This window comes from Massilia sp. CF038, from assembly GCF_900129765.1.
In the GTDB taxonomy this organism is placed as follows: Bacteria; Pseudomonadota; Gammaproteobacteria; order Burkholderiales; family Burkholderiaceae_D; genus Telluria_A.
Window position 1 is genome coordinate 1,003,833 of record NZ_FQWU01000002.1, and the last position, 20,225, is coordinate 1,024,057.

General features: G+C 63.2%; 17 protein-coding genes. 16 read left to right on the forward strand and 1 reads right to left on the reverse strand.

Annotated features, from left to right (window positions below):
- The first annotated feature begins 2 nt into the window (after window positions 1-2).
- The 14 genes from BUC24_RS14905 to BUC24_RS14970 all read left to right on the forward strand — a co-directional run bounded on the left by BUC24_RS14905 (window position 3) and on the right by BUC24_RS14970 (window position 16,981).
- Window positions 3-1,280: a M48 family metallopeptidase gene (locus tag BUC24_RS14905; RefSeq protein WP_073217660.1), complete on the forward strand. Its 1,278-nt coding sequence runs from the start codon at window positions 3-5 to the stop codon at window positions 1,278-1,280.
- Window positions 1,277-1,618 carry a 4a-hydroxytetrahydrobiopterin dehydratase gene (locus BUC24_RS14910; protein WP_073217664.1) on the forward strand — a complete coding sequence of 114 codons (342 nt, stop codon included), beginning with the start codon at window positions 1,277-1,279 and terminating at the stop codon, window positions 1,616-1,618. The genes BUC24_RS14905 and BUC24_RS14910 overlap by 4 nt, the downstream gene beginning before the upstream one ends.
- Window positions 1,615-2,511, forward strand: a complete 897-nt coding sequence (gene rsgA / locus BUC24_RS14915; protein WP_073217667.1) for a ribosome small subunit-dependent GTPase A — start codon at window positions 1,615-1,617, stop codon at window positions 2,509-2,511. The genes BUC24_RS14910 and rsgA overlap by 4 nt, the downstream gene beginning before the upstream one ends.
- A gap of 77 nt (window positions 2,512-2,588) precedes the next feature.
- A complete protein-coding gene (locus BUC24_RS14920; protein ID WP_073217670.1) occupies window positions 2,589-5,426 on the forward strand; it encodes an ATP-binding protein in 2,838 nt (945 codons plus the stop codon).
- Window positions 5,427-5,679: 253 nt separating this feature from the next.
- On the forward strand, window positions 5,680-6,606 hold the full coding sequence (gene argF / locus BUC24_RS14925) for an ornithine carbamoyltransferase (RefSeq protein ID WP_073217673.1): 927 nt from the start codon (window positions 5,680-5,682) through the stop codon (window positions 6,604-6,606).
- A 22-nt stretch (window positions 6,607-6,628) separates the two neighbouring features.
- Complete coding sequence (locus BUC24_RS14930; protein ID WP_073217677.1) at window positions 6,629-7,861, forward strand: argininosuccinate synthase; 1,233 nt, start codon at window positions 6,629-6,631, stop codon at window positions 7,859-7,861.
- A gap of 218 nt (window positions 7,862-8,079) precedes the next feature.
- Window positions 8,080-9,894, forward strand: a complete 1,815-nt coding sequence (locus tag BUC24_RS14935; RefSeq protein ID WP_073217681.1) for a methyl-accepting chemotaxis protein — start codon at window positions 8,080-8,082, stop codon at window positions 9,892-9,894.
- A gap of 4 nt (window positions 9,895-9,898) precedes the next feature.
- Complete coding sequence (locus tag BUC24_RS14940) at window positions 9,899-10,351, forward strand: chemotaxis protein CheW (protein WP_073217684.1); 453 nt, start codon at window positions 9,899-9,901, stop codon at window positions 10,349-10,351.
- Window positions 10,348-11,604, forward strand: a complete 1,257-nt coding sequence (locus BUC24_RS14945; RefSeq protein WP_073217687.1) for a CheR family methyltransferase — start codon at window positions 10,348-10,350, stop codon at window positions 11,602-11,604. The genes BUC24_RS14940 and BUC24_RS14945 overlap by 4 nt, the downstream gene beginning before the upstream one ends.
- On the forward strand, window positions 11,601-12,275 hold the full coding sequence (locus BUC24_RS14950) for a chemotaxis protein CheW (RefSeq protein WP_073217692.1): 675 nt from the start codon (window positions 11,601-11,603) through the stop codon (window positions 12,273-12,275). The genes BUC24_RS14945 and BUC24_RS14950 overlap by 4 nt, the downstream gene beginning before the upstream one ends.
- Window positions 12,272-14,587: a hybrid sensor histidine kinase/response regulator gene (locus BUC24_RS14955; RefSeq protein WP_073217695.1), complete on the forward strand. Its 2,316-nt coding sequence runs from the start codon at window positions 12,272-12,274 to the stop codon at window positions 14,585-14,587. Before BUC24_RS14950 ends, BUC24_RS14955 begins: the two co-directional genes overlap by 4 nt.
- On the forward strand, window positions 14,584-15,597 hold the full coding sequence (cheB, locus tag BUC24_RS14960) for a chemotaxis-specific protein-glutamate methyltransferase CheB (protein WP_073217698.1): 1,014 nt from the start codon (window positions 14,584-14,586) through the stop codon (window positions 15,595-15,597). Before BUC24_RS14955 ends, cheB begins: the two co-directional genes overlap by 4 nt.
- Window positions 15,598-15,632: 35 nt before the next feature.
- Window positions 15,633-16,673, forward strand: coding sequence for a diguanylate cyclase (locus tag BUC24_RS14965; RefSeq protein WP_073217701.1), 1,041 nt, complete (start codon window positions 15,633-15,635; stop codon window positions 16,671-16,673).
- Entirely contained in the window at window positions 16,670-16,981 is a 312-nt protein-coding gene (locus tag BUC24_RS14970) for a pyrimidine/purine nucleoside phosphorylase (RefSeq protein ID WP_073217704.1), read from the forward strand. The genes BUC24_RS14965 and BUC24_RS14970 overlap by 4 nt, the downstream gene beginning before the upstream one ends.
- A gap of 25 nt (window positions 16,982-17,006) precedes the next feature.
- Here BUC24_RS14970 and murB read toward each other — a convergent pair whose 3' ends face one another.
- On the reverse strand, window positions 17,007-18,035 hold the full coding sequence (gene murB, locus BUC24_RS14975) for a UDP-N-acetylmuramate dehydrogenase (RefSeq protein WP_073217707.1): 1,029 nt from the start codon (window positions 18,033-18,035) through the stop codon (window positions 17,007-17,009).
- A gap of 128 nt (window positions 18,036-18,163) precedes the next feature.
- Here murB and BUC24_RS14980 point away from each other — a divergent pair, with 128 nt between their 5' ends.
- Together BUC24_RS14980 and BUC24_RS14985 are read left to right on the forward strand one after the other, a co-directional pair.
- The gene (locus BUC24_RS14980) at window positions 18,164-18,649 is read left to right on the forward strand and encodes a YajQ family cyclic di-GMP-binding protein (protein ID WP_073217710.1); all 486 of its coding nucleotides are present in this window, start codon (window positions 18,164-18,166) and stop codon (window positions 18,647-18,649) included.
- 115 nt (window positions 18,650-18,764) lie between these two features.
- Window positions 18,765-20,006, forward strand: coding sequence for a nitronate monooxygenase (locus BUC24_RS14985; RefSeq protein WP_073217713.1), 1,242 nt, complete (start codon window positions 18,765-18,767; stop codon window positions 20,004-20,006).
- Window positions 20,007-20,225 lie beyond the last annotated feature (219 nt).

Sequence of the window (20,225 nt, forward strand, 5' to 3'; positions counted from 1 at the left end):
GAATGTATTCATCCGCGTTTTCGATCTTATTCGTTTCTTTCTTTGTATTGACCCTGGTCCTGCGCTTCTGGCTGGCCAGCCGCCAACTGCGCCATGTGATGGCGCACCGCAATGCCGTGCCGGCCGAATTTGCCGCCAAAATCCCCCTCGAAGCACACCAGAAGGCCGCCGACTATACTGCCGCCAAGACGCGTTTCGGCCTGGTCAACCTGCTCTTCAGCAGCGCTGTGCTGATCGGTTTTACCCTGCTCGGTGGCCTGCAATGGCTGTCGCAGGCCCTGCTGCCGCTCACCGGCCCGGGCATGGCTTACCAGCTGGCCTTGCTGGCCGCCTTCAGTGTCATCAGCGGCGTGCTCGACCTGCCGTTCGACTATTACCGCCAGTTCGTGCTGGAACAACGTTTCGGTTTTAATAAAATGACACGCAGCCTGTGGCTGCTCGACATGGTCAAGGGCACTGCCCTGGGTGCGGCCATCGGCCTGCCGCTGGTGTGGGTGGTGCTGGTGCTGATGGATAAAAGCGGCCCCCTCTGGTGGTTCTACGCCTGGCTGGTCTGGAGCGGTTTCCAGCTGCTGATGATGGTGCTGTACCCGACCTTCATCCAGCCCCTGTTCAACAAATTCACGCCGCTGGCCGACGTCAGTCTGAAAGAGCGCATCGAAGGCCTGATGGCGCGCGTCGGCTTTGCCTCCAAGGGCTTGTTCGTGATGGACGGCTCCAAGCGCTCGGCCCACGGCAACGCGTATTTTTCCGGCTTTGGCGCCAACAAGCGCATCGTCTTCTTCGACACCCTGATCGAGCGCCTGGCCCCGCAGGAAATCGAAGCCGTGCTGGCGCACGAACTGGGCCACTTCAAGCTCAAACACATCATCAAGCGCATCGCCGTGATGTTTGCCGTGTCGCTGGGCTTTCTGGCGCTGCTGGGCTACCTCAAGGGCCAGGTCTGGTTCTACACTGGCCTGGGCGTGGACCCGGTGCCCGGCGCCGCCAACGATGCCATGGCGCTGCTGCTGTTCATGCTGACGCTGCCCGTGTTTACCTTTGTGCTGTCGCCCCTGACCTCGATCAGCTCGCGCAAGCACGAGTTTGAGGCCGATGCTTTTGCCGCCACCCACAGCGACGCGCGCGACCTGGTCTCGGCCCTGGTCAAGATGTACGAAGACAACGCCTCCACGCTGACCCCGGACCCGCTCCATTCAGCGTTTTACGATTCGCATCCGCCCGCCTCGGTGCGGATCAAGCAGCTCAATCTCGCACCCACACCTATGGCGGCCGCATGACAGCAGGTACCCTCAGCAAACAGCACTGCAGCGCCAACGCGCCAGCCCTTGACGACGCGGCCTGCGCCGCCCTGCTGCCCCAGCTGCCCGGCTGGGCCATCATCGACGGCAAGCTGCAAACCAGCTTCGCCTTCAAGAATTATTACGAGACCATGGCCTTCGTCAACGCGCTGGCATGGGTCAGCCATCAGCAAGACCACCATCCCGAACTGCTGGTGACCTACAAACTGTGCGCGGTCAGCTACCGCACCGATTCCGCCGGTGGCGCCCTCACCTCCAACGACTTCATCTGCGCCGCGCGCGCCAGTGCACTGTATGTGCAACGGAGTGGCGCATGAGTGCAGCACCGCTGACCGGCCTGGTCATCGCCGCCCACGGGCGCCACTATCTGGCCGATGTCGACGGCAAAAAAATCCAGTGCGTCACGCGCGGCAAAAAGACCAACATCGCTGTGGGCGATGTGGTCAACCTGGCCATGACCTCGGGCGACCAGGCCGTCATCGAATCGATCGCCGAACGCAAAACGCTGCTGTACCGCTCCGACCAGTACAAGTCCAAACTGCTGGCGGCCAATCTGACGCGCCTGTTCATCGTGGTGGCCACCGAACCCGGTTTTGCCGACGACCTGATTTCGCGCTCGCTGGTGGCGGCCGAGGCGGCCGGTATCGAGGCCCACCTGATCCTCAATAAAACCGACGTGACCGATCTGCTGCCCAAGGCGCGCGAACGGCTGCTGACTTACACCAGCCTGGGTTACCCGCTGCACGAAGTATCGGCCCGCGCCGCGCCAGAACACGCCGTGGCCACGCTGATGCCGCTGCTCGAAGGCCAGTCCTCGATTTTCATTGGCCAGTCGGGCATGGGCAAGTCCTCGCTGATCAACCTGCTGGTGCCGGACGCCGACATCGCCGTGCGCGAAATTTCGGCTGCCCTCGACACCGGCAAACACACCACCACCTTCACCCGTCTGTACCATCTGGGCCAGGACGCGACCATCATCGATTCGCCCGGCTTCCAGGAATTTGGTCTGTACCACCTGTCCGAAGGCATGATCGAACGCGCCTTTGTGGAATTTACGCCCTACCTGGGCGGCTGCAAGTTCTACAACTGCCGCCACCTGATCGAACCCCAGTGCGCCATCCTGGCCGCGCTGGAGGCAGGCAAGATCGCGCGCTTCCGGCACACCCTGTACGGCCAGCTGCTGCACGAATCGGCCCAGACCCTGTATTGAGACAGATACCAACAGTTGCATTACCAATGGTCACGGCAGCCATCGCTTTTTTGTTTCCCTAGGCATACAATCGAACCATGGAACTATTCACGGTCGATGAAAATGTAGCCAAATGGGAATCGGCGCTGCCCTCGCTGCGCGGGCATGACCGGCTGCCGGTGCTGCTGTCGCTGGCCTGGCATCTGCGCCAGCGCGACACGGCCCGCGCCCTCACCCTTGCCGACCAGGCCGACGCCCTGCTGGCCGACGCGCCCCTGCCGGTGGCAGAACGCGACGTCCTGGGCGCGCGCATGGACTTGCTGCGCGCCGAAGGCCAGTGGCTGGCCGGCGAACTCGATGCCGCCTTCACCAGCGCCAGCGCGGTGCTGGAGCGCTGCAACGCGCTGAACGACGCCGAAGGCCGCTCCGACAGCCACTGGCTGCTGGCCTGGATCGAAATCGACCGTGGCGACCACGAAGCGGGCGACCGCCAGTTCAGCGCGGCGGCCGAAGTGGCCAGCGCAGGCGGCGACAACCTGCGCACCTTGCTGTCCGAAGCGGCCATCGCCCGCTGGGCCGTTCTGCGTGACCGCAATACCGCCGTGGCACGCTGGGGCGGCCGCTTCAATTCCGACAGCGCAGCTGCCCACCCTTCGCTGGCAACCTGGGTCAACGACTTCCTGGCCCTGGCGGCCAGCCAGGCAGGCGACTTTGGCGCCGCCGCCGGCTACTACATCCGCTGCTACGAGTCGGCCCTGGAAACGGGCCAGATGCGCGCCGCCATTACTGCCGCCACCAACATCGGCGAAGACTTTACCCTGCTGGGCGACCATCACTCGGCGCTGGAATGGATGCAGTGCGCGCTTGAACTGGCGCGCCCGACCAACTGGCCGCGTTCCATCGGCGCCTGCCTCATGCACACGGCCGACACCTTGCGCCGTCTGCGCCAGCTCGACCCCGCGCACGACATGCTGCAGGAAGCTTTGAACATCCTGGAGCCGCTGAAAAACGCGCGTAGCTACGCCATCGCCTTGCAATACTTGGGCGACCTGTCGCTCGACCAGCGCGACTTTGCCGGCGCCCTGAACGCTTTTACGCGCCTGGAAGTGCGCGCCTATGCGCTTGACCAGGCCGATTTCCGCAGCATTGCCCGGCGCGGCCAGGCGCACGCGCTGTCGGAACTGGGGCGCGCCGGCGAAGCGCTGGCGGTGGCCGCCGAAGCTGCCGCCATGGGCGCCGACCAGGCCAACCCGCCCAACCAGATTGCCGCTTTGCGCGTGATGGCCATGATCCATGCGCAGCACAAGGGCCTGGCGCCACCGTCGAACATGGTGGAACCGAATCCGGCCCTGCACTACCTGCACAAGGCGCTGTCGGTCGCATCGACCATGGATGGCTACACTGTACCGGGCGAACTGTATGACGCCATGGCGCGCCAGTACGCCGCCTGCGGTGACTACAAGCGCGCCTACGAAGTGGCGCTGCAGGCATCGACCGCGCGCGAAAAAACCCACAGCCAGGAAGCGACCAACCACGCCGTGGCCATGCAGGTGCACCACCAGACCGAGCATGCCCGCAACGAGGGCTATCACCATCGCGAGCTGGCCGAATCGGAAGCGCGCCGCGCCGAAGTCCTGCAGCGTACCAGCGCCACGCTGGAACGCCTGTCCGCCATTGGCCAGGAAATCACCGCCCACCTGGATGCCGAAGCCGTGTTCCGCGCGCTTGACCGCCACATCCACGGCCTGTTGACCGCGTCGACCTTCGCCATCTACCTGACCGACACCGCCGGCACGACCTTGAACCGCGCGTTTGGTGTGGAAATGGGGCGTGAACTGCCCGAACACAGCATCCCGCTGTCGCACCCGCGCGCGTATTCGGTGCGCTGCCTGATGGAGCGGCGCGAAATTTATATTGACCACTGGCCCGACGCCGAGCACCAGCAAGTCGTGCCCGGAACCATGATCAACATGAGCGCCCTGTTCGCGCCACTGACGGTGGGCGAGCGCGCCATTGGCGTGATGACGGTGCAGGCGCCGCAATCGCGCGCCTATGGCGAGAACGAGCGCATGATCTTCCGCACCCTGTGTGCGTATGGCGCCATCGCGCTGGACAACGCCGAAGCCTACCGTCAGCTGCAGGATGCCCAGGCCCAGCTGGTGTCGCAAGAGAAGCTGGCGGCACTGGGTTCGCTAATGGCCGGCGTGGCGCACGAACTCAATACCCCGATCGGCAACAGCCTGCTGATTGCCTCGACCATGCAGGAAAAGACGGCCGAGATCGAGACCTTGATGAACGGTCCTGGCTTGCGCCGCTCCGAACTGTCGACCTTCATCGCCGACTCGCAAAAAGCGGCAGCGCTGGTCATGCGCGGGCTGACCAGCGCGGCCGATCTGGTCAACAGCTTCAAGCAGGTGGCAGTAGACCGCACCACCGAGCAGCGCCGCTTCTTCAATTTGCAGCAGGTGTGCCACGAAATCATCGCCACCATGATGAACCGGATTCGCGCGGCAAATCACAGCATCGAGCTGCAGGTTCCGGACACCGTGGGCCTGGACAGCTACCCAGGCCCGTTTGGCCAGGTCATCACCAACTTCATCAACAACGCCCTGCTGCACGCGTTTGCGCCCGGCACCAGCGGCCACATGCGCCTGTCGGCCGTGCTGCATGGCGACGGCCGGGTGCAGATCGATTTTTCCGACGATGGCGGCGGCATCCCGCCGGAACACCTGAGCCGCATCTTCGACCCCTTCTTCACCACCAAGCTGGGGCAAGGCGGCAGCGGGCTGGGGCTATCGATCAGCTATAACATCGTGACCTCGCTGCTGGGCGGGCAGATCGCAGTCGACAGCGGCGCCGCGCAAGGCACCTGCTTCACGCTCGACCTGCCGCTGACCGCGCCCCAGCCCGACGTCAGCAACCCGACCTTGTTCTAAGCGAACATCGCTGGCTTAGGTGCCACATCGCTAGCTTGGCCACCACATCGCTAGCTTAGTCACCACATCGCTAGCGTGGCCACAACATCGCCCTCGCGAAGGCGGGGGCCCATGGCACCTCACCGAATTCGGATAAGTGGTATAGGCCCCCGCCTCCGCGAGGGCGATGTATCTGTCTATACAAGCACTGTTCCACCACGAACATAAATAACCCTTATAATTAAGTGGATAACACCTGCAACCGGCCGTCCCCATGTCCCCACAAAAACCCATCAAGCACTTCCTGCAGTTCTCCGACTTCAGCCTGGACGAATTCAACTACGTGATCGAGCGGGCCGCGGTCATCAAGCGCAAGTTCAAGAACTACGAGGTGTACCACCCGCTGATCGACCGCACCCTGGTGATGGTGTTCGAGAAGAACTCCACCCGTACCCGCCTGTCGTTTGAGGCAGGCATGCACCAGCTGGGCGGCGCGGCCATCTACCTGAACACGCGCGACAGCCAGCTTGGGCGCGGCGAGCCGGTGGAAGACGCCGGCCAGGTCATGAGCCGCATGTGCGACATCATCATGGTGCGCACCTTCGGCCAGGACATCATCGAGCGCTTTGCCGCCTACTCGCGCGTGCCAGTGATTAATGGCCTCACCAACGAACACCACCCCTGCCAGGTACTGGCCGACATCTTCACCTACGTCGAACACCGCGGCTCCATCAGCGGCAAGACCGTGACCTGGGTGGGCGACGCCAACAACATGCTGTACTCCTGGCTGCAGGCGGCCGAAGTATTCGGCTTCCACCTGAACGTGTCGACCCCAAAAGGCTACGACATCGACCACGCGCTCGTCACCACCAAGCGCTTCACCCTGTTCGACAATCCGTCCGACGCCTGCGCCGGCGCCCACCTGATCAACACCGATGTCTGGACCAGCATGGGCTACGAACAGGAAAACGCCGCGCGCCTGAAAGCCTTCGACGGCTACATCGTCGACGCCGCCAAAATGGCGCGCGCCGCACCGGACGCCCTGTTCATGCACTGCCTGCCGGCCCACCGCGGCGAAGAAGTCGCCGCCGACGTCATCGACGGTCCGCAATCGGTGGTCTGGGACGAAGCTGAAAACCGCCTGCACGTGCAAAAGGCGCTGATCGAGTACCTGCTGCTTGGCCGGATTGACACCAAATAAACCCACCCTTACGACAAAGATCATGAGCGATATTAAAAAAGTAGTCCTCGCCTATTCCGGCGGTCTCGATACCTCGGTCATCCTCAAATGGCTGCAGGATAACTACCAGTGCGAAATCGTCACCTTCACGGCCGATCTGGGCCAGGGCGAAGAGCTGGAACCCGCACGCGCCAAAGCGATCAAGTTCGGCATCAAACCGGAAAACATCTACATCGACGACGTGCGCGAAGAATTCACGCGCGACTTCGTGTTCCCGATGTTCCGCGCCAATACCGTGTACGAAGGCGAGTATCTGCTGGGCACCTCGATTGCCCGTCCCCTGATCGCCAAGCGCCTGATCGAAATCACGCGCGAGACCGGCGCCGACGCCATCTCGCACGGCGCCACCGGCAAGGGCAACGACCAGGTACGCTTCGAACTGGGCGCCTATGCGCTTAAACCGGACGTCAAGATCATCGCCCCGTGGCGCGAATGGGACCTGCTGTCGCGCGAAAAGCTGCTGAAATACGCAGAAGACGCGGGCATCGACATCGACATGAAGCACAAGAACGGCGGCGCGCCCTACTCGATGGACGCCAATCTGCTGCACATCTCGTTCGAAGGCCGCCATCTGGAAAACCCCAGCGCCGAAGCCGAAGAAACCATGTGGCGCTGGACCGTCAGCCCGGAAAACGCGCCTGACGCGGCCGAATACCTGGATCTGGAATACGAAAAGGGCGACATCGTCGCCATCAACGGCGTGCGCATGAGCCCAGCGGCTGTATTGACGGAGCTGAACCGCGTGGGCGGCAAGCACGGCATCGGCCGCCTGGATCTGGTAGAAAACCGCTACGTCGGCATGAAGTCGCGCGGCTGCTATGAAACCCCGGGCGGCACCATCATGCTCAAGGGTCACCGTGCAATCGAATCGATCACCCTGGACCGCGAAGTGGCGCACCTGAAGGATGACCTGATGCCGCGTTACGCCTCGATGATCTACAACGGCTACTGGTGGGCGCCCGAGCGCGTGGCGCTGCAGACGCTGATCGACCACACGCAGCTGACTGTCAATGGCTGGGTTCGCCTGAAACTCTACAAGGGCAACGTGATCGTGGTCGCGCGCGACTCCAAGACCGATTCCCTGTTCGACATGAACATCGCCACCTTCGACGAAGACGGCGGCGCCTACAACCAGGCTGACGCCGGTGGCTTCATCAAGCTCAACGCCCTGCGCATGCGCATTGCCGCCGTAGCGCGCCAAAAGCGCGGCCAATAAGCGACCCGGCCCCGCCCCAAGCCGCCTTCGGGCGGCTTTTTTCTTGCACAATCGGGGTCAGACCTGTAACCGGGGTCAGACCCCGGTTCACCCGTTTGGGGTCTGACCCCGGTTACATGACCCCGATTGTGCAAGATGTTGGTGCCACGCACGTTGAAACACCCTGTCGGGCCCGGCAAAATGTTACATTTATGCTGAGACCACGCTCCGGAGCATCCATGTTCAGCCATTTCAGTATCAAGCACAAACTGTTTGCCGGCTTCGGCGCCATTCTGCTCATCATTCTTGTGCTGCTGAGCATGGCGTACAACAATTTCAATCGGCTGTCCGATGCCAGCGACTGGGACCGTCACACGCTGGAAGTGCTCAACGAAACCAACCAGATCACGACCTCGCTGCTGCAGATCCAGACCTCCACGCGCGGCTTCATGTTGACTGGGAATGAATCGCTGGTCGGGCCGATCAATAAGGAAGAAGCGCTGGCTCGTACCCATCTGCAGAAGGTACTTAGCCTCACCGCCGACAACCCGGCCCAGCAGGCCCGCATGCGCAAGCTCGATCCGATGATGACCGATTGGATCGTCAACGTGATCAATCCGCTGATCGAAAAGCGCCGAGAGTTGAACAAGACGGCAGGCGTATCGCAGCAAGTGGCCAGCGCCGCCGATGTGCTCAATGGCGCAAAAGCGATAGCCGACATCCGCGCGCTGATCGAAGAAGCCGCCACGGAGGAGCGACGCTTGCTTTCCGAGCGCACCCAGACCTCAGAGGCGCTGCAAAAGGGCATGTACCAAGTCCTGGTAGGCGGCGGCATTGTGTGTGTGGTGTTGGCCGTGTTCGTTGGCTACCTGCTGGCACGCGCGTTGCTGTCGCCCCTGAACAATCTGACCCAGGCCGTGGGCCAGATCGCCGCTGGCCAGCAAGGCGCGCGGGCGCAGGTACTGTCGTCCGATGAACTGGGCAAGGTCACGCTGGAATTCAACCGCATGGCGCAAGCCATCGAAGACAGCCAGGCCAACGAGCAGCGCACCACCAATGAACTGCGGGCCAAGGTGGACGCACTGCTCGATGTGGTCTCGAAAGCGGCCGTGGGCGACCTGACCGGCAGCGTCAGCGTGAAAGGCAGCGACGCCATCGGACGCATGGGCGACGGGCTGCAAACCATGGTCGACAACTTGCGCAAACTGATCAACAACGTGCAGAAGGCGGGCATCCAGGTCACCACCTCGGCCACTGAAATTGCCGCCTCGGCCAAGCAGCAGGAAGCCACGGGCATCGAACAGGCCCAGACCAGCGTTGAGATCCTGTCCACCACCAAGGAAATCTCGGCCAACACGGCCCAGCTGCTCAAGACCATGGAAAGCGCCACCGCAGTGGCTGACTACACCACCAGCGCTACTGCCGAAGCCCAGACCAACCTGAAACGCATGGACGCGACCATGCAGCACATGGTCTCGGCCACCGATTCGATCAACGCCAAACTGGCCGCCCTGTCGGAGAAGGCATCGAACATCAACAGTGTTCTGATCACGATCACGAAGGTCGCCGACCAAACCAACATCCTGTCGCTGAACGCCGCCATCGAGGCCGAAAAGGCCGGTGACGCGGGCCGTGGATTCTCGGTCGTGGCAACCGAGATCCGGCGCCTGGCCGATCAGACCTCGGTCTCGACCTGGGACATCGAACAGATGCTCAAGGAGATGCAGTCGGCGGTGTCGGCCTCGGTCATGGGCATGGACAAATTCTCGGAAGAGATCCGGCGCAGCGTGGGCGAAGTGCGCCAGGTGGGCGAACAGCTCTCGTCGGTGATGGACCAGGTACAAAAACTCGCACCCCAGTTCGACCTGGTGCTGCAGGGGATGCAGTCACAGGCCGTGGGCGCCTCGCAAATCTCGGACACCATGATGCAGCTGAACGACGCCACCCAGCAGACGGTCGAGTCGCTCAAGGCCACCAGCGAAGCGGTGCACCAGCTGCAGTATGCCGCCAGCGATCTGCAAGCGTCGGTGGCCACGTTTTCGGTGAGCACCTGAGACCATGAAGGTGCTGGTCTTTCACATCGGGAAGGATCGCTATGGACTGCCTCTGGCAGCGCTGACGCGCGTCCTGCCTGCGGCAGCCCTCAAGCAGCTGCCGCAGGCACCGGCGTACGTCGCCGGTGTGATGGACTTGCATGGCATGCCGGTACCGGTAATTGACCTGTCCACCCTGGCCGGCATGGCGCCCGAACAAATCTGGGTCGATACCCGTATCATTCTGGTTGACTATCCGCTCGCGGCCGGCAGCGCGCCACTGGGCCTGCTGGCCGAACACGTGGCTGGCATCGAAACGATTGCCGACGCCAGCCTGCGCGACGCCGGCATTGACGGCGCGCCCTTCCTGGGCCAGGTCAGCACAGGCGCGAACGGCATGCTGCAACTGGTCGAACTGGCGCAATTGATCCCACCAGCGGTGCAGGAACTGCTGTTTCGCCGGGAGCAAGCCGCATGAACCCGCGCGACCTGCTGCAGCGTGAAACCGGCCTGGATCTGAACCAGCTGACTGTCGACCGCGCGGTGGCGCAACGGATCGCCGCGCTCGGACTCGCCGATCCCGCGCGCTACCCAGCGCTGCTCAATGGCGACGAACTGCAGGCGCTGGCCGAACTGGTGGTCATTCCCGAATCGTGGATGTTCCGTGACCCTGAAGCGTTCTTCGCGGCCGCGCGATTTGTCAGTCAACGCCTGGCCACCCATCCCTTGCGCACCGTGCGCATTTTGTCGATTCCATGCGCCGGCGGCGAGGAACCTTATTCGATGGCGATGGCGCTGCAAGATGCTGGTGTCGACCGTGGCGCCTTCAGGATCGACGCGGTCGACCTGTCGGAGGTGGCGCTGGCGCGCGCGCGTCAGGGCCGCTACACCCGCAACGCTTTCCGTGGTGGGAACCTGGCCTTCCGCGAGCGCTACTTCACGCAAGTGGGCAGCGAATACCAGATCGACCCGGCCTTGCGCGAGCAGGTCAACTTCAGCCACGGCAATCTGCTGACCATTGATGCTGCCGCCAGCAGCGGGCGCTACGACATCGTCTTCTGCCGCAATCTGCTGATTTATTTTGACGAAGCGACCACCAATGGCGCCATTGCCAGGCTGCGCCTGATGCTGGCCGACGACGGCCTGCTGTTTGCCGGATACGCAGAGGTGCCGGCCTTTTGCAGTCAGGGTTTTACTCCCATGCGCTCACCGGGTGCATTTGCGCTGCAAAAAGAGCGCCGCAGTGCGAGCCGCGTAGCCCAGCCGCAGCCGGCGGCAGCAGTGGTGCCCGCGGCATTGCGCCCTGCCCCGCGCGTGCCCGCGCCGGCGCCCTCGGCTCCCACCGGCGCTGCACACGCGGCCGCGTCAGCGCCTGCCGCGCGCAATCCTGCCGCCTCGGTGGCCGAACAGCTGGAACAGGCCAGCAGCCTGGCCGATAGTGGCGAGCTGGCCGCGGCAGCGGCGCTGTGTCACCAATTGCTGCAAACCGAACCCGGGGCCGCCGAAGCCTACTTCATTCTGGGGATGATCAGCGAATGCCAGAACAAGCCCGGCGTGGCCGATGGCTACTGGCGCCGCTGCATCTACCTCCAGCCTGACCACTACCAGGCCCTGTGCCACCTGGCCCTGCTGGCAGAACAGCAGGGCGACGCCACGCAGGCAGCCGCCCTGCGTCAGCGCGCCGCACGCGTGTACGGCCGCCACGGCGGCGTGGCCAGGAGCCTGCCATGAGCGACGACGTCAGCATGCCCTTGTCCGACTGCTGGAACCGGATCGGTGTGGCCGGTGACAAGAGCTGCCCCAAGCTCGAACAGCACATCCACTGCCGTAATTGCGAAGTGTATGCCGAGGCCGCGCGCCGCAATCTGCAGCGTCCCGTCAACGAGGGCTATCGCGACGAATGGGCGGCCCGTCTGCGCGAGGTGCAGCACGATAAGGCCACTAACGACAGTGCTGCCCTGGTCTTCCGGATCGGGCGCGAGTGGCTTGCATTTCCTGCGGCAGTGGTCGATGCGGTTGCCCCGCTGGCCGCGCCGCACCGGGTGCCGCACCGCGCCAGTACTGCCTTGCTGGGCGTCGTCAATGTCAGCGGCAAGCTGGTGCCGGCCATTTCCCTGGCCGCCATGCTGGGCATTGACGAAAGCGGCGCCATGCAGGCCAGCGGACGGCACACGTTTGCCCGCCTGGTGGTCGTGCGCTGGGAGGGCCAGGTGTATGCGTTGCCGGCAGCGGACCTGCACGGCATCGTGCGCTATCCCGCGCGCAGCATCAAGGCGCCGGCCGCCACCATCAACAAGGGCATTGAGCGCTTCCTGACCGGGGTCTTGAGCCACGATGCCATGCACATTGGTGTGCTCGATGCGGCCTTGATGGGACACCAGATGGCGAGGCTGCTGCGATGAGCCACGAGCAGAACGACCTGTCGCAGTTTTCCATGATGGACCTGTTCCGCATGGAAGCGGACGGCCAGACCCAGATCCTGACCGATGGCCTGCTGGCGCTCGAACGGGGCGGTGCCGCAGCGCGCATCGAACCGATGATGCGCGCTGCGCACTCGATCAAGGGTGCGGCCGCCATCGTCGGCCTCGATCCGGTGGTGCAGCTGGCGCACGCGATGGAAGATGCGTTCATCGCGGCCCAGGATGGCAAGCTCGAACTGTCGGCAGCGCGTGTCGACATGCTGCTGGGCGGCGTCGACCTGATCGCCCAGGTGGCGCTGCAGCCCGAGAGCGAGGTGAATGCCTGGCTCGCCGACAACGCCGAGCGGATCGCCGTTCTGGTGCAGGCCACGGCCGCGATTGGCGAACTCGATGATGGCGCGCGCGTGCCGGCACCTGCCGCCGCGCTGGACGAAGACGACGAAGTGGCCGCAGCGATGGCGGCCATGGCAGCACTGGAAGCCAGTGGCCAGATTGGCGCGGCCGCCGGGGTGTCGGACAGCGAGCCCGCGCCCGTGCGCGCGCCTTTGGCCGCCGCCGCCCGCGCCGGTACCGCTGCCCAGAACTTCGACCGCCTGCTGGCCCTGTCCAGCGAAGCGCGCATCAACGCGCACCAGCTGCGTCCCTTTATCGAACAGCTGCAACGCTTCAAACGCAACCAGAGTGCGCTGTTTCAAGTGCTGGAACAACTGCAGGACGCCATCGTGAAGAACGGCGACCCGGCCCTGATTGACAAGGCCATCCAGGTCACCCAGAAAGCCCACCCGCTCAAGCAGTTCGTGCTTGGCCACATGGCAGACATTGAAAGCTACGAGCGGCGCCTGCTGGTCGGCTCCTCTGCCATGCTCGATGAAGTGCTGACCCTGCGCATGCGGCCGTTCCGCGACGGCGTGCAGCCCTTCCCGCGCATGGTGCGCGACCTGGCGCGCAGCCTGGGCAAAGAGGCGCAGCTGATCATCAGCGGCGAAGAAACCCTGGTCGACCGCGATATCCTGGCCAGAATTGAAAGCCCGCTCAACCACATGCTGCGCAATGCCGTCGACCACGGCATCGAAGCGCCGGCCGAGCGGCTGGCCGCTGGCAAGAGCGCGCTTGGCACCATCACGCTGGAAGCGCGCCACCGCGCGGGCATGCTCAGCATCGAAATTCGCGACGACGGCCGCGGTGTCGACCCCGAGGCGATCCGCCGCAACGTCGTCAAGCGCAGGATGGCCAGCAGCGACATGGCGCAGGCGCTGTCGACGCCCGAACTGATGGAATTCCTGTTCCTGCCGGCCTTCAGCCTGAAAGAGACCACCAGCGAAATCTCGGGCCGCGGGGTCGGGCTCGACATCGTGCACCAGACCATACGCGAGCAGAATGGCACCGTGCGTCTGGAGTCCGAACCCGGCCAGGGCATGCGCACCTCGATTACCCTGCCGCTGACCCAGTCGGTGGTGCGCGCTCTGGTGGTGGACATTCAGAACGAAGCCTACGCAATCCCGATCGTGAAAGTCGAACGCGTCCTCAAAGTCGCGCAGGCGGACATTCACACCTTGGAAAACAAGCAGTTCTTCGACTACGGCGGCGAACATATTGGGCTGGTATCGGCATCCCAGGTGCTGGAACTGGGCCAGCTTGCGGCCAATGCCGACGACCTGGCCGTGGTCGTGATTGGCGCCGGGCTGCGCCGCTACGCGCTGGTCGTGGACGCCATCCGCGGCGAGCAAAGCCTGGCCGTGCAGGGACTGGACCAGATGTTCGGCAAGCTGCGCGACATCAGCGCCGCCGCCCTGCTGGATGACGGCAGTCCCGTCCTCATTCTCGACGTGCCCGACCTGCTGCTCTCGATCGACAAGCTGCTGGGCGAAGGCAGCCTGCACCAGCTGGCGGGCGAACGTGCCGCCAGTGCGCGCAAGGTCAAGCGCATTCTGGTCGTGGACGACTCGCTCACCGTGCGCGAAATGGAACGCAAACTGCTGCACGGACGCGGTTACCAGGTCGACGTGGCGGTGGACGGCATCGACGGCTGGAACGTGGTGCGCAGCGGCCAGTACGACCTGGTGATCACCGACGTCGACATGCCGCGCATGGACGGCATCGAGCTTGTTGCCTTGATCAAGAAGGACCTGCATCTGCACCAGACACCGGTGATGATCGTCTCCTACAAGGACCGCCCCGAAGACCGTGCGCGTGGCATGAGCGCCGGCGCTGACTACTATCTGACCAAGGGCAGCTTCCACGACGAGACGCTGCTCGATGCCGTGCAGGACCTGATTGGGGAGGCTGGCGCATGAAGATCGGGATCGCCAACGACGTGTCCATGGCGGCCGAAGCGCTGCGGCGCGTGATTGCCGGCACCAGCGAGCACCAGGTGATCTGGATTGCGCGCACCGGTATCGAAGCGGTGCGTATGTGCGCCGACCAGCGGCCCGACCTGATCCTGATGGACCTGAACATGCCCGAACTTGACGGCGTGGAAGCGACGCGTCAGATCATGGAACGCTCACCATGCGCCATCCTGATTGTGACAGGCGCCCCGCAGGACAACGTCAGCCAGGTATTTCGCGCCCTTGGCGCAGGGGCACTGGACGTCACCGCCACCCCGATACTGGCAGGTGCGATCGCAGGCGACAGCGCCCTGCTGGCCAAGATCAAGACCATTGGCAAACTGGTCAAGGCAAGCCGCAACGAGACACGCCCGGCGCGCGCAGAAGTCGAAGGCGGACCGGGCGTGCGCCATCTGCTTGCGATTGGCGCCTCGACAGGGGGACCGGTGGCGGTGGCGCATATCCTGTCAAACTGGATACCGCCGGCCGGCACGGCCATCGTCGTGGTCCAGCACATTGACGAAAATTTCGGTGGCCACTTTGCCAAATGGCTGGGCGAACATACGGGCGTGCCAGTCAAAGTGATTGAAGATGGCGACACGCTGTCGGCCAACTGCGTACAAATTGCACGCACCAACGATCACCTCACGCTCAACGCACGTCACCGCCTGCACTATGCGGCTGAACCGCGCGACTATCCTTACCGTCCCTCGGTCGATGTGTTCTTCGACTGCGTGGCGCGCCACTGGGACGGTGATGCGACCGGTATTTTGTTGACAGGCATGGGGCGCGACGGCGCCCAGGGCCTGCTGGCCATGCGCCAGGCTGGCAAGACCACCATTGCGCAAGACCAGGCCAGCAGCGCCGTGTACGGCATGCCGCGCGCCGCGGCCGACATCGGCGCCGCGCAGCAGATTCTGTCGCTCGAACAGATCGCGCGCACCCTGCGTCAACGGACCGGCATGAAGCTGGCATAATATCCAGCTGATCAATGCCAATAAAATAACAAACGATGTCGTCCCCCGAACAGAGCAGCACCGCGACTGAGTCCATCAGCGCGCCCGGCATCACCGAAGACACCGTGCGCGTGCTGCTGGTGGACGACCAGCGCATCATTGCCGAAGCGGTGCGCCGCATGCTCGGTCCCGACATCGAATTTCACTTCGTGACCGACCCTGCCGAGGCGGAAGCGGCCGCCGTGCGCCTGCAGCCGCATGTGATCTTGCAAGACCTGGTCATGCCCGGCATCGACGGCTTTGCGCTGATTGAAGCCTATCGCGCCAACGCTGCCCTGCGCGCCGTGCCGGTGATCGTGCTGTCGGCAAAAGAGGATCCCAAGCTCAAGGCACAAGGCTTCGCGCTCGGCGCCAACGACTACATGATCAAGCTGCCCGACCAGCTTGAAATGCAGGCGCGCGTGCGCTACCACGCAGCCGGCTACATCAGCGCCTTGCAGCGTGACGCGGCCTTTCGCGCGCTGCGCGCCAGCGAGCAAAAGCTGGCGGCCGCCAATATCGAACTTGAACGCCTGGCCGCGCTGGACGCGCTGACCGGCATCGCCAACCGGCGCCGCTTTGACGCCGCGCTGGCAGCCGAATGGCAGCGCGGACAGCGCGAGCGCAGCACCCTGTCGCTGCTGATCTGCGACGTCGACTGCTTCAAAGCCTACAACGACGAACTGGGCCACCCGGCAGGCGACCTGTGCCTGAAAAAAGTCGCGGCCGTCCTGACCGAAAACCTCAAGCGTCCGGCCGACCTGGCCGCGCGCTACGGCGGCGAAGAGTTCGCCCTGCTTCTGCCCGACACACCCGCGGCCGGTGCACTGGCCGTGGCCGAGAGCTGCCGCAGCCACCTCGAAGCGCTGGCGCTGGCGCATGGCGGAGCTGCTGCCGGCGTGGTCACCATGTCGATAGGCGTAGCGACCCTGATCCCGGGCCCGGACGGCAGCCCGGCGCAGCTGGTGGCAGGCGCCGACAGTGCCATGTACGAAGCAAAAAACGGCGGACGCAATCGCGTCTGCACCCACTCCCCCATCGCGCAAGGACCAGCATGAGCACATTCGAGAACGTCATCCTGACCAAAAAATCCAACGTCTACTTCGACGGCAAATGCGTCTCGCACACCGTGATGCTGGCCGATGGCACGCGCAAAAGCGTGGGCGTGATCTTCCCCTCTTCGCTGACCTTCAACACGGGCGCACCGGAACGGATGGAACTGATCTCAGGCAAATGCCGGGTCCGTCTGGCAGGCAGCGAGGACTGGCAGCTGTATGAAGGCGGTCAATCGTTCGACGTCGGCGCCAACAGCAGCTTTGACATCGACACGCTCGAACTGCTCGACTACGTCTGCCACTTCGGCTGACCCCACTCGAATTAGCCGTTGGCGTTTAAATGAAGACGGGTTCGGTGTCGAGGGTGACGCCGTAGCGGGCCAGTACGTCAGCCTGGATTGCGCGCGCCAGCGCCAGCACGTCGGCCCCGCTGGCGCCGCCATTGTTGACCAGCACCAGTGCCTGTTTTGGGTACACCCCGGCCGCGCCCAGGCTTTTGCCCTTCCAGCCGCACTGGTCAATCAGCCAGCCCGCCGCCAGTTTTTCGCTGCCGTCCGCCTGTGCGTGATGCACCAAGCCGGGAAACGCCGCCAGCAGGCGCGCGCATTGCTCGGCACTGACCACGGGATTTTTGAAGAAGCTGCCGGCATTGCCAATGACGGCCGGGTCGGGCAACTTGCGCTGGCGGATGGCCACCACCAGGTCGCTGATTTGCTGGGCATTCGGACTGCTTAAGCCGGCGTCGGCCACGGCCTGGGCCAGTTCGCCGTAGCGCAGGTTCGGCTGCCACGCGGTTGGCAAGGCGAAGGTGACGTCGACAATGGCCAGGTGTGCGCCCTCAGGATGCTTGAACACACTGTCGCGATAGGCAAAGCGGCAGGCGGCCGCGTCCATGGTGCGCATGTCGCCCGTGCGCAGGTCGCACGCGCTCAGGCTGTGAAACACATCCTTGACTTCGGTGCCGTAGGCGCCAATGTTCTGGATGGGCGACGCGCCCACGGTGCCAGGGATGAGGGCCATGTTTTCCAGCCCGCCCAACCCTTGCGCCAGCGTCCATTGCACGAAGTGGTGCCAGTTTTCGCCGCCGCCACAGCGCACCAGGGTGTGCTCACCTTGCTGGCCGAGCACGCTGCGCCCTTCGATTCCCATGTGCAGCACCAGCGCGTCAACGTCACCCGTCAGCACAATATTGCTGCCGCCTCCCAGCAGCAGACGCGGTAGTGCCGCCAGGCCAGGATCGGCCAGGACAGCACGCAATTGATCGACACTGCTCACCTTCAGGTACGCCCTGGCGCAGGCGGCAATGCCAAAGGTGTTGAGGGCCTGGAGCGGGAAATTGGGGACGATGGGAAGTTGTGTTTGCATAAGTTAGCTTGGTTTTCGTCGATTATAGGGGCATTCCCGCAAAAAACGCCCGGGAACAGGGGAGAACGGGCCGTTGTCCGTTAAAATATCGGCATTCACCAATTTCGCCCGTTAAAAGGAAAGCCACTATGCCGTCGTTTGATGTCGTCTCCGAAGCAGACATGATCGAAGTGAAAAACGCTGTCGAACAATCGAACAAGGAAATCACGACCCGCTTCGATTTCAAGGGCAGTTCGGCCAAGGTTGAACAAAAGGATACCGAGCTGACCGCGTTCGCCGATTCCGATTTCCAGCTCTCGCAAGTGCGCGACGTGCTCACCAACAAGCTGTCCAAGCGTAAGGTGGACGTGCGCTTCCTGGACGTGGGCAAGATCGAAAAGATCGGCGGCGACAAGGTCAAGCAAGTGATCAAGGTGAAAAACGGCATTGAAACCGAGGACGCGAAAAAGATCGTCAAGGTCATCAAGGAAAGCAAGATGAAGGTGCAGGCCAGCATTCAGGGCGAGTCGGTGCGGGTGACCGGCGCCAAGCGCGACGACTTGCAGGCGGCCATGGCCATGCTGCGCAAGGATGTGCCGGACATGCCGCTCGAGTTCAATAACTTCCGCGATTAAGCCTGCATCCAAATTACGCCAGAGAACGTATACCTCCCCGGGGACCCGCCAGGCCTTGGGGTAAAATGAAGCTTGCGCACTGCGCATCGGCAAACTTGGTAGTCTAAGGATAGCAATGAAACGTGTTGATGATTTCCGCCTGCGTCTGGGCAACAAGGAATATGTGCCCATCATGATCGGCGGCATGGGTGTCGATATTTCGACCTCGGAACTGGCGCTGGAAGCTGCCCGCCTGGGCGGCATTGGCCATATTTCGGACGCGATGGTAGAAGACGTGTCGGACCGTAAATTCGATACCAGCTACGTCAAAGACAAGACCAAGACCTACAAGTTCAACATCAACAATATGGACAAGGCGGTGGTCCAGTTCGACCTGGCACGCCTGGCCGATGCCACCCGCCGCCACGTGGGCGCGACCATGGCGGCAAAAAAGGGCGATGGTCTCATCTTCGTCAACTGCATGGAAAAGCTGACCATGAACGCGCCCAAGGAAACCTTGCGCACGCGTTTGTCGGCAGCGCTGGACGCGGGCATCGATGGCATCACCATGTCGGCCGGCCTGCATCTGGGCTCATTTGCGCTGATCGCCGACCATCCCCGCTTCCGTGACGCCAAGCTCGGCATCATAGTGTCCTCAGTGCGCGCGCTGCAACTGTTCCTGCGCAAAATTTCCCGTCTGGATCGTCTGCCCGACTACATCATTGTGGAAGGTCCGCTGGCCGGCGGCCACCTGGGCTTTGGCATGGACTGGAAAGAATACGACCTGCACACCATCATGGACGAGATCCATGCCTTCATGAAAACCGAAGGCTTGACGATTCCCCTGATTGCCGCAGGCGGCATCTTTACCGGCTCGGACGCCGTGAGTTTCCTGGAAAAAGGCGCTGGCGGCGTGCAAGTGGCGACCCGCTTTACCATTACCCACGAATGCGGCCTGCCTGCCGACGTCAAGCAGGAATACGTGCGCGCCACCGAAGACGATATCGTCGTCAACGGCATTTCGCCGACCGGCTACCCGATGCGCATGCTCAAAAGTACCCCTGCCATTGGCGCCGGCATCCGCCCGGGCTGCGAATCGTACGGCTATTTGCTCGATGCCACCGGCAACTGCTCGTACATTAATTCGTACAACCGCGAAGTGCTGGCCCATCCGGAAGCAAAAACCGTGGTGGTGATGGACAAAACCTGTCTGTGCACACACATGCGCAACTTCAATTGCTGGACCTGCGGCCACTATACCTACCGCCTGAAGGACACCACCCGCAAGCTGGACGACGGCACTTACCAGATCTTGTCAGCAGAACATGTGTTCAAGGATTACCAGTTCAGCACCGACAACCAGATCGCCCTGCCTTAAGCACGGTGCCTGCCGATCAAACCAAGCCGGGCCCTGCCCGGCTTGTGCGTTTACACGCTCTATTCCCCCATTTCTGCAGCCTGTCGCAAACGGGGTGACCACTGCCACTGCCGGGGTTAAAGTTGCACCATCCCAACATGAACGCCGTCGGCGTGTCGTGTTTCGCAACACCGGGGACGGGGTCAGTTACACTCCGCCATCGACTTTATGCAGACGGAA

What these genes read in the sequence shown, in the direction of transcription:
- BUC24_RS14905 (WP_073217660.1), top strand. Translation starts at nt 3, where the DNA reads ATGTATTCATCCGCGTTTTCGATCTTATTCGTTTCTTTCTTTGTATTG.
- BUC24_RS14955 (WP_073217695.1), top strand. Translation starts at nt 12,272, where the DNA reads ATGAGCCACGAGCAGAACGACCTGTCGCAGTTTTCCATGATGGACCTG.
- BUC24_RS14970 (WP_073217704.1), top strand. Translation starts at nt 16,670, where the DNA reads ATGAGCACATTCGAGAACGTCATCCTGACCAAAAAATCCAACGTCTAC.
- rsgA (WP_073217667.1), top strand. Translation starts at nt 1,615, where the DNA reads ATGAGTGCAGCACCGCTGACCGGCCTGGTCATCGCCGCCCACGGGCGC.
- BUC24_RS14935 (WP_073217681.1), top strand. Translation starts at nt 8,080, where the DNA reads ATGTTCAGCCATTTCAGTATCAAGCACAAACTGTTTGCCGGCTTCGGC.
- cheB (WP_073217698.1), top strand. Translation starts at nt 14,584, where the DNA reads ATGAAGATCGGGATCGCCAACGACGTGTCCATGGCGGCCGAAGCGCTG.
- BUC24_RS14980 (WP_073217710.1), top strand. Translation starts at nt 18,164, where the DNA reads ATGCCGTCGTTTGATGTCGTCTCCGAAGCAGACATGATCGAAGTGAAA.
- murB (WP_073217707.1), bottom strand. Translation starts at nt 18,035, where the DNA reads ATGCAAACACAACTTCCCATCGTCCCCAATTTCCCGCTCCAGGCCCTC.
- BUC24_RS14910 (WP_073217664.1), top strand. Translation starts at nt 1,277, where the DNA reads ATGACAGCAGGTACCCTCAGCAAACAGCACTGCAGCGCCAACGCGCCA.
- argF (WP_073217673.1), top strand. Translation starts at nt 5,680, where the DNA reads ATGTCCCCACAAAAACCCATCAAGCACTTCCTGCAGTTCTCCGACTTC.
- BUC24_RS14950 (WP_073217692.1), top strand. Translation starts at nt 11,601, where the DNA reads ATGAGCGACGACGTCAGCATGCCCTTGTCCGACTGCTGGAACCGGATC.
- BUC24_RS14945 (WP_073217687.1), top strand. Translation starts at nt 10,348, where the DNA reads ATGAACCCGCGCGACCTGCTGCAGCGTGAAACCGGCCTGGATCTGAAC.
- BUC24_RS14940 (WP_073217684.1), top strand. Translation starts at nt 9,899, where the DNA reads ATGAAGGTGCTGGTCTTTCACATCGGGAAGGATCGCTATGGACTGCCT.
- BUC24_RS14965 (WP_073217701.1), top strand. Translation starts at nt 15,633, where the DNA reads ATGTCGTCCCCCGAACAGAGCAGCACCGCGACTGAGTCCATCAGCGCG.
- BUC24_RS14930 (WP_073217677.1), top strand. Translation starts at nt 6,629, where the DNA reads ATGAGCGATATTAAAAAAGTAGTCCTCGCCTATTCCGGCGGTCTCGAT.
- BUC24_RS14920 (WP_073217670.1), top strand. Translation starts at nt 2,589, where the DNA reads ATGGAACTATTCACGGTCGATGAAAATGTAGCCAAATGGGAATCGGCG.
- BUC24_RS14985 (WP_073217713.1), top strand. Translation starts at nt 18,765, where the DNA reads ATGAAACGTGTTGATGATTTCCGCCTGCGTCTGGGCAACAAGGAATAT.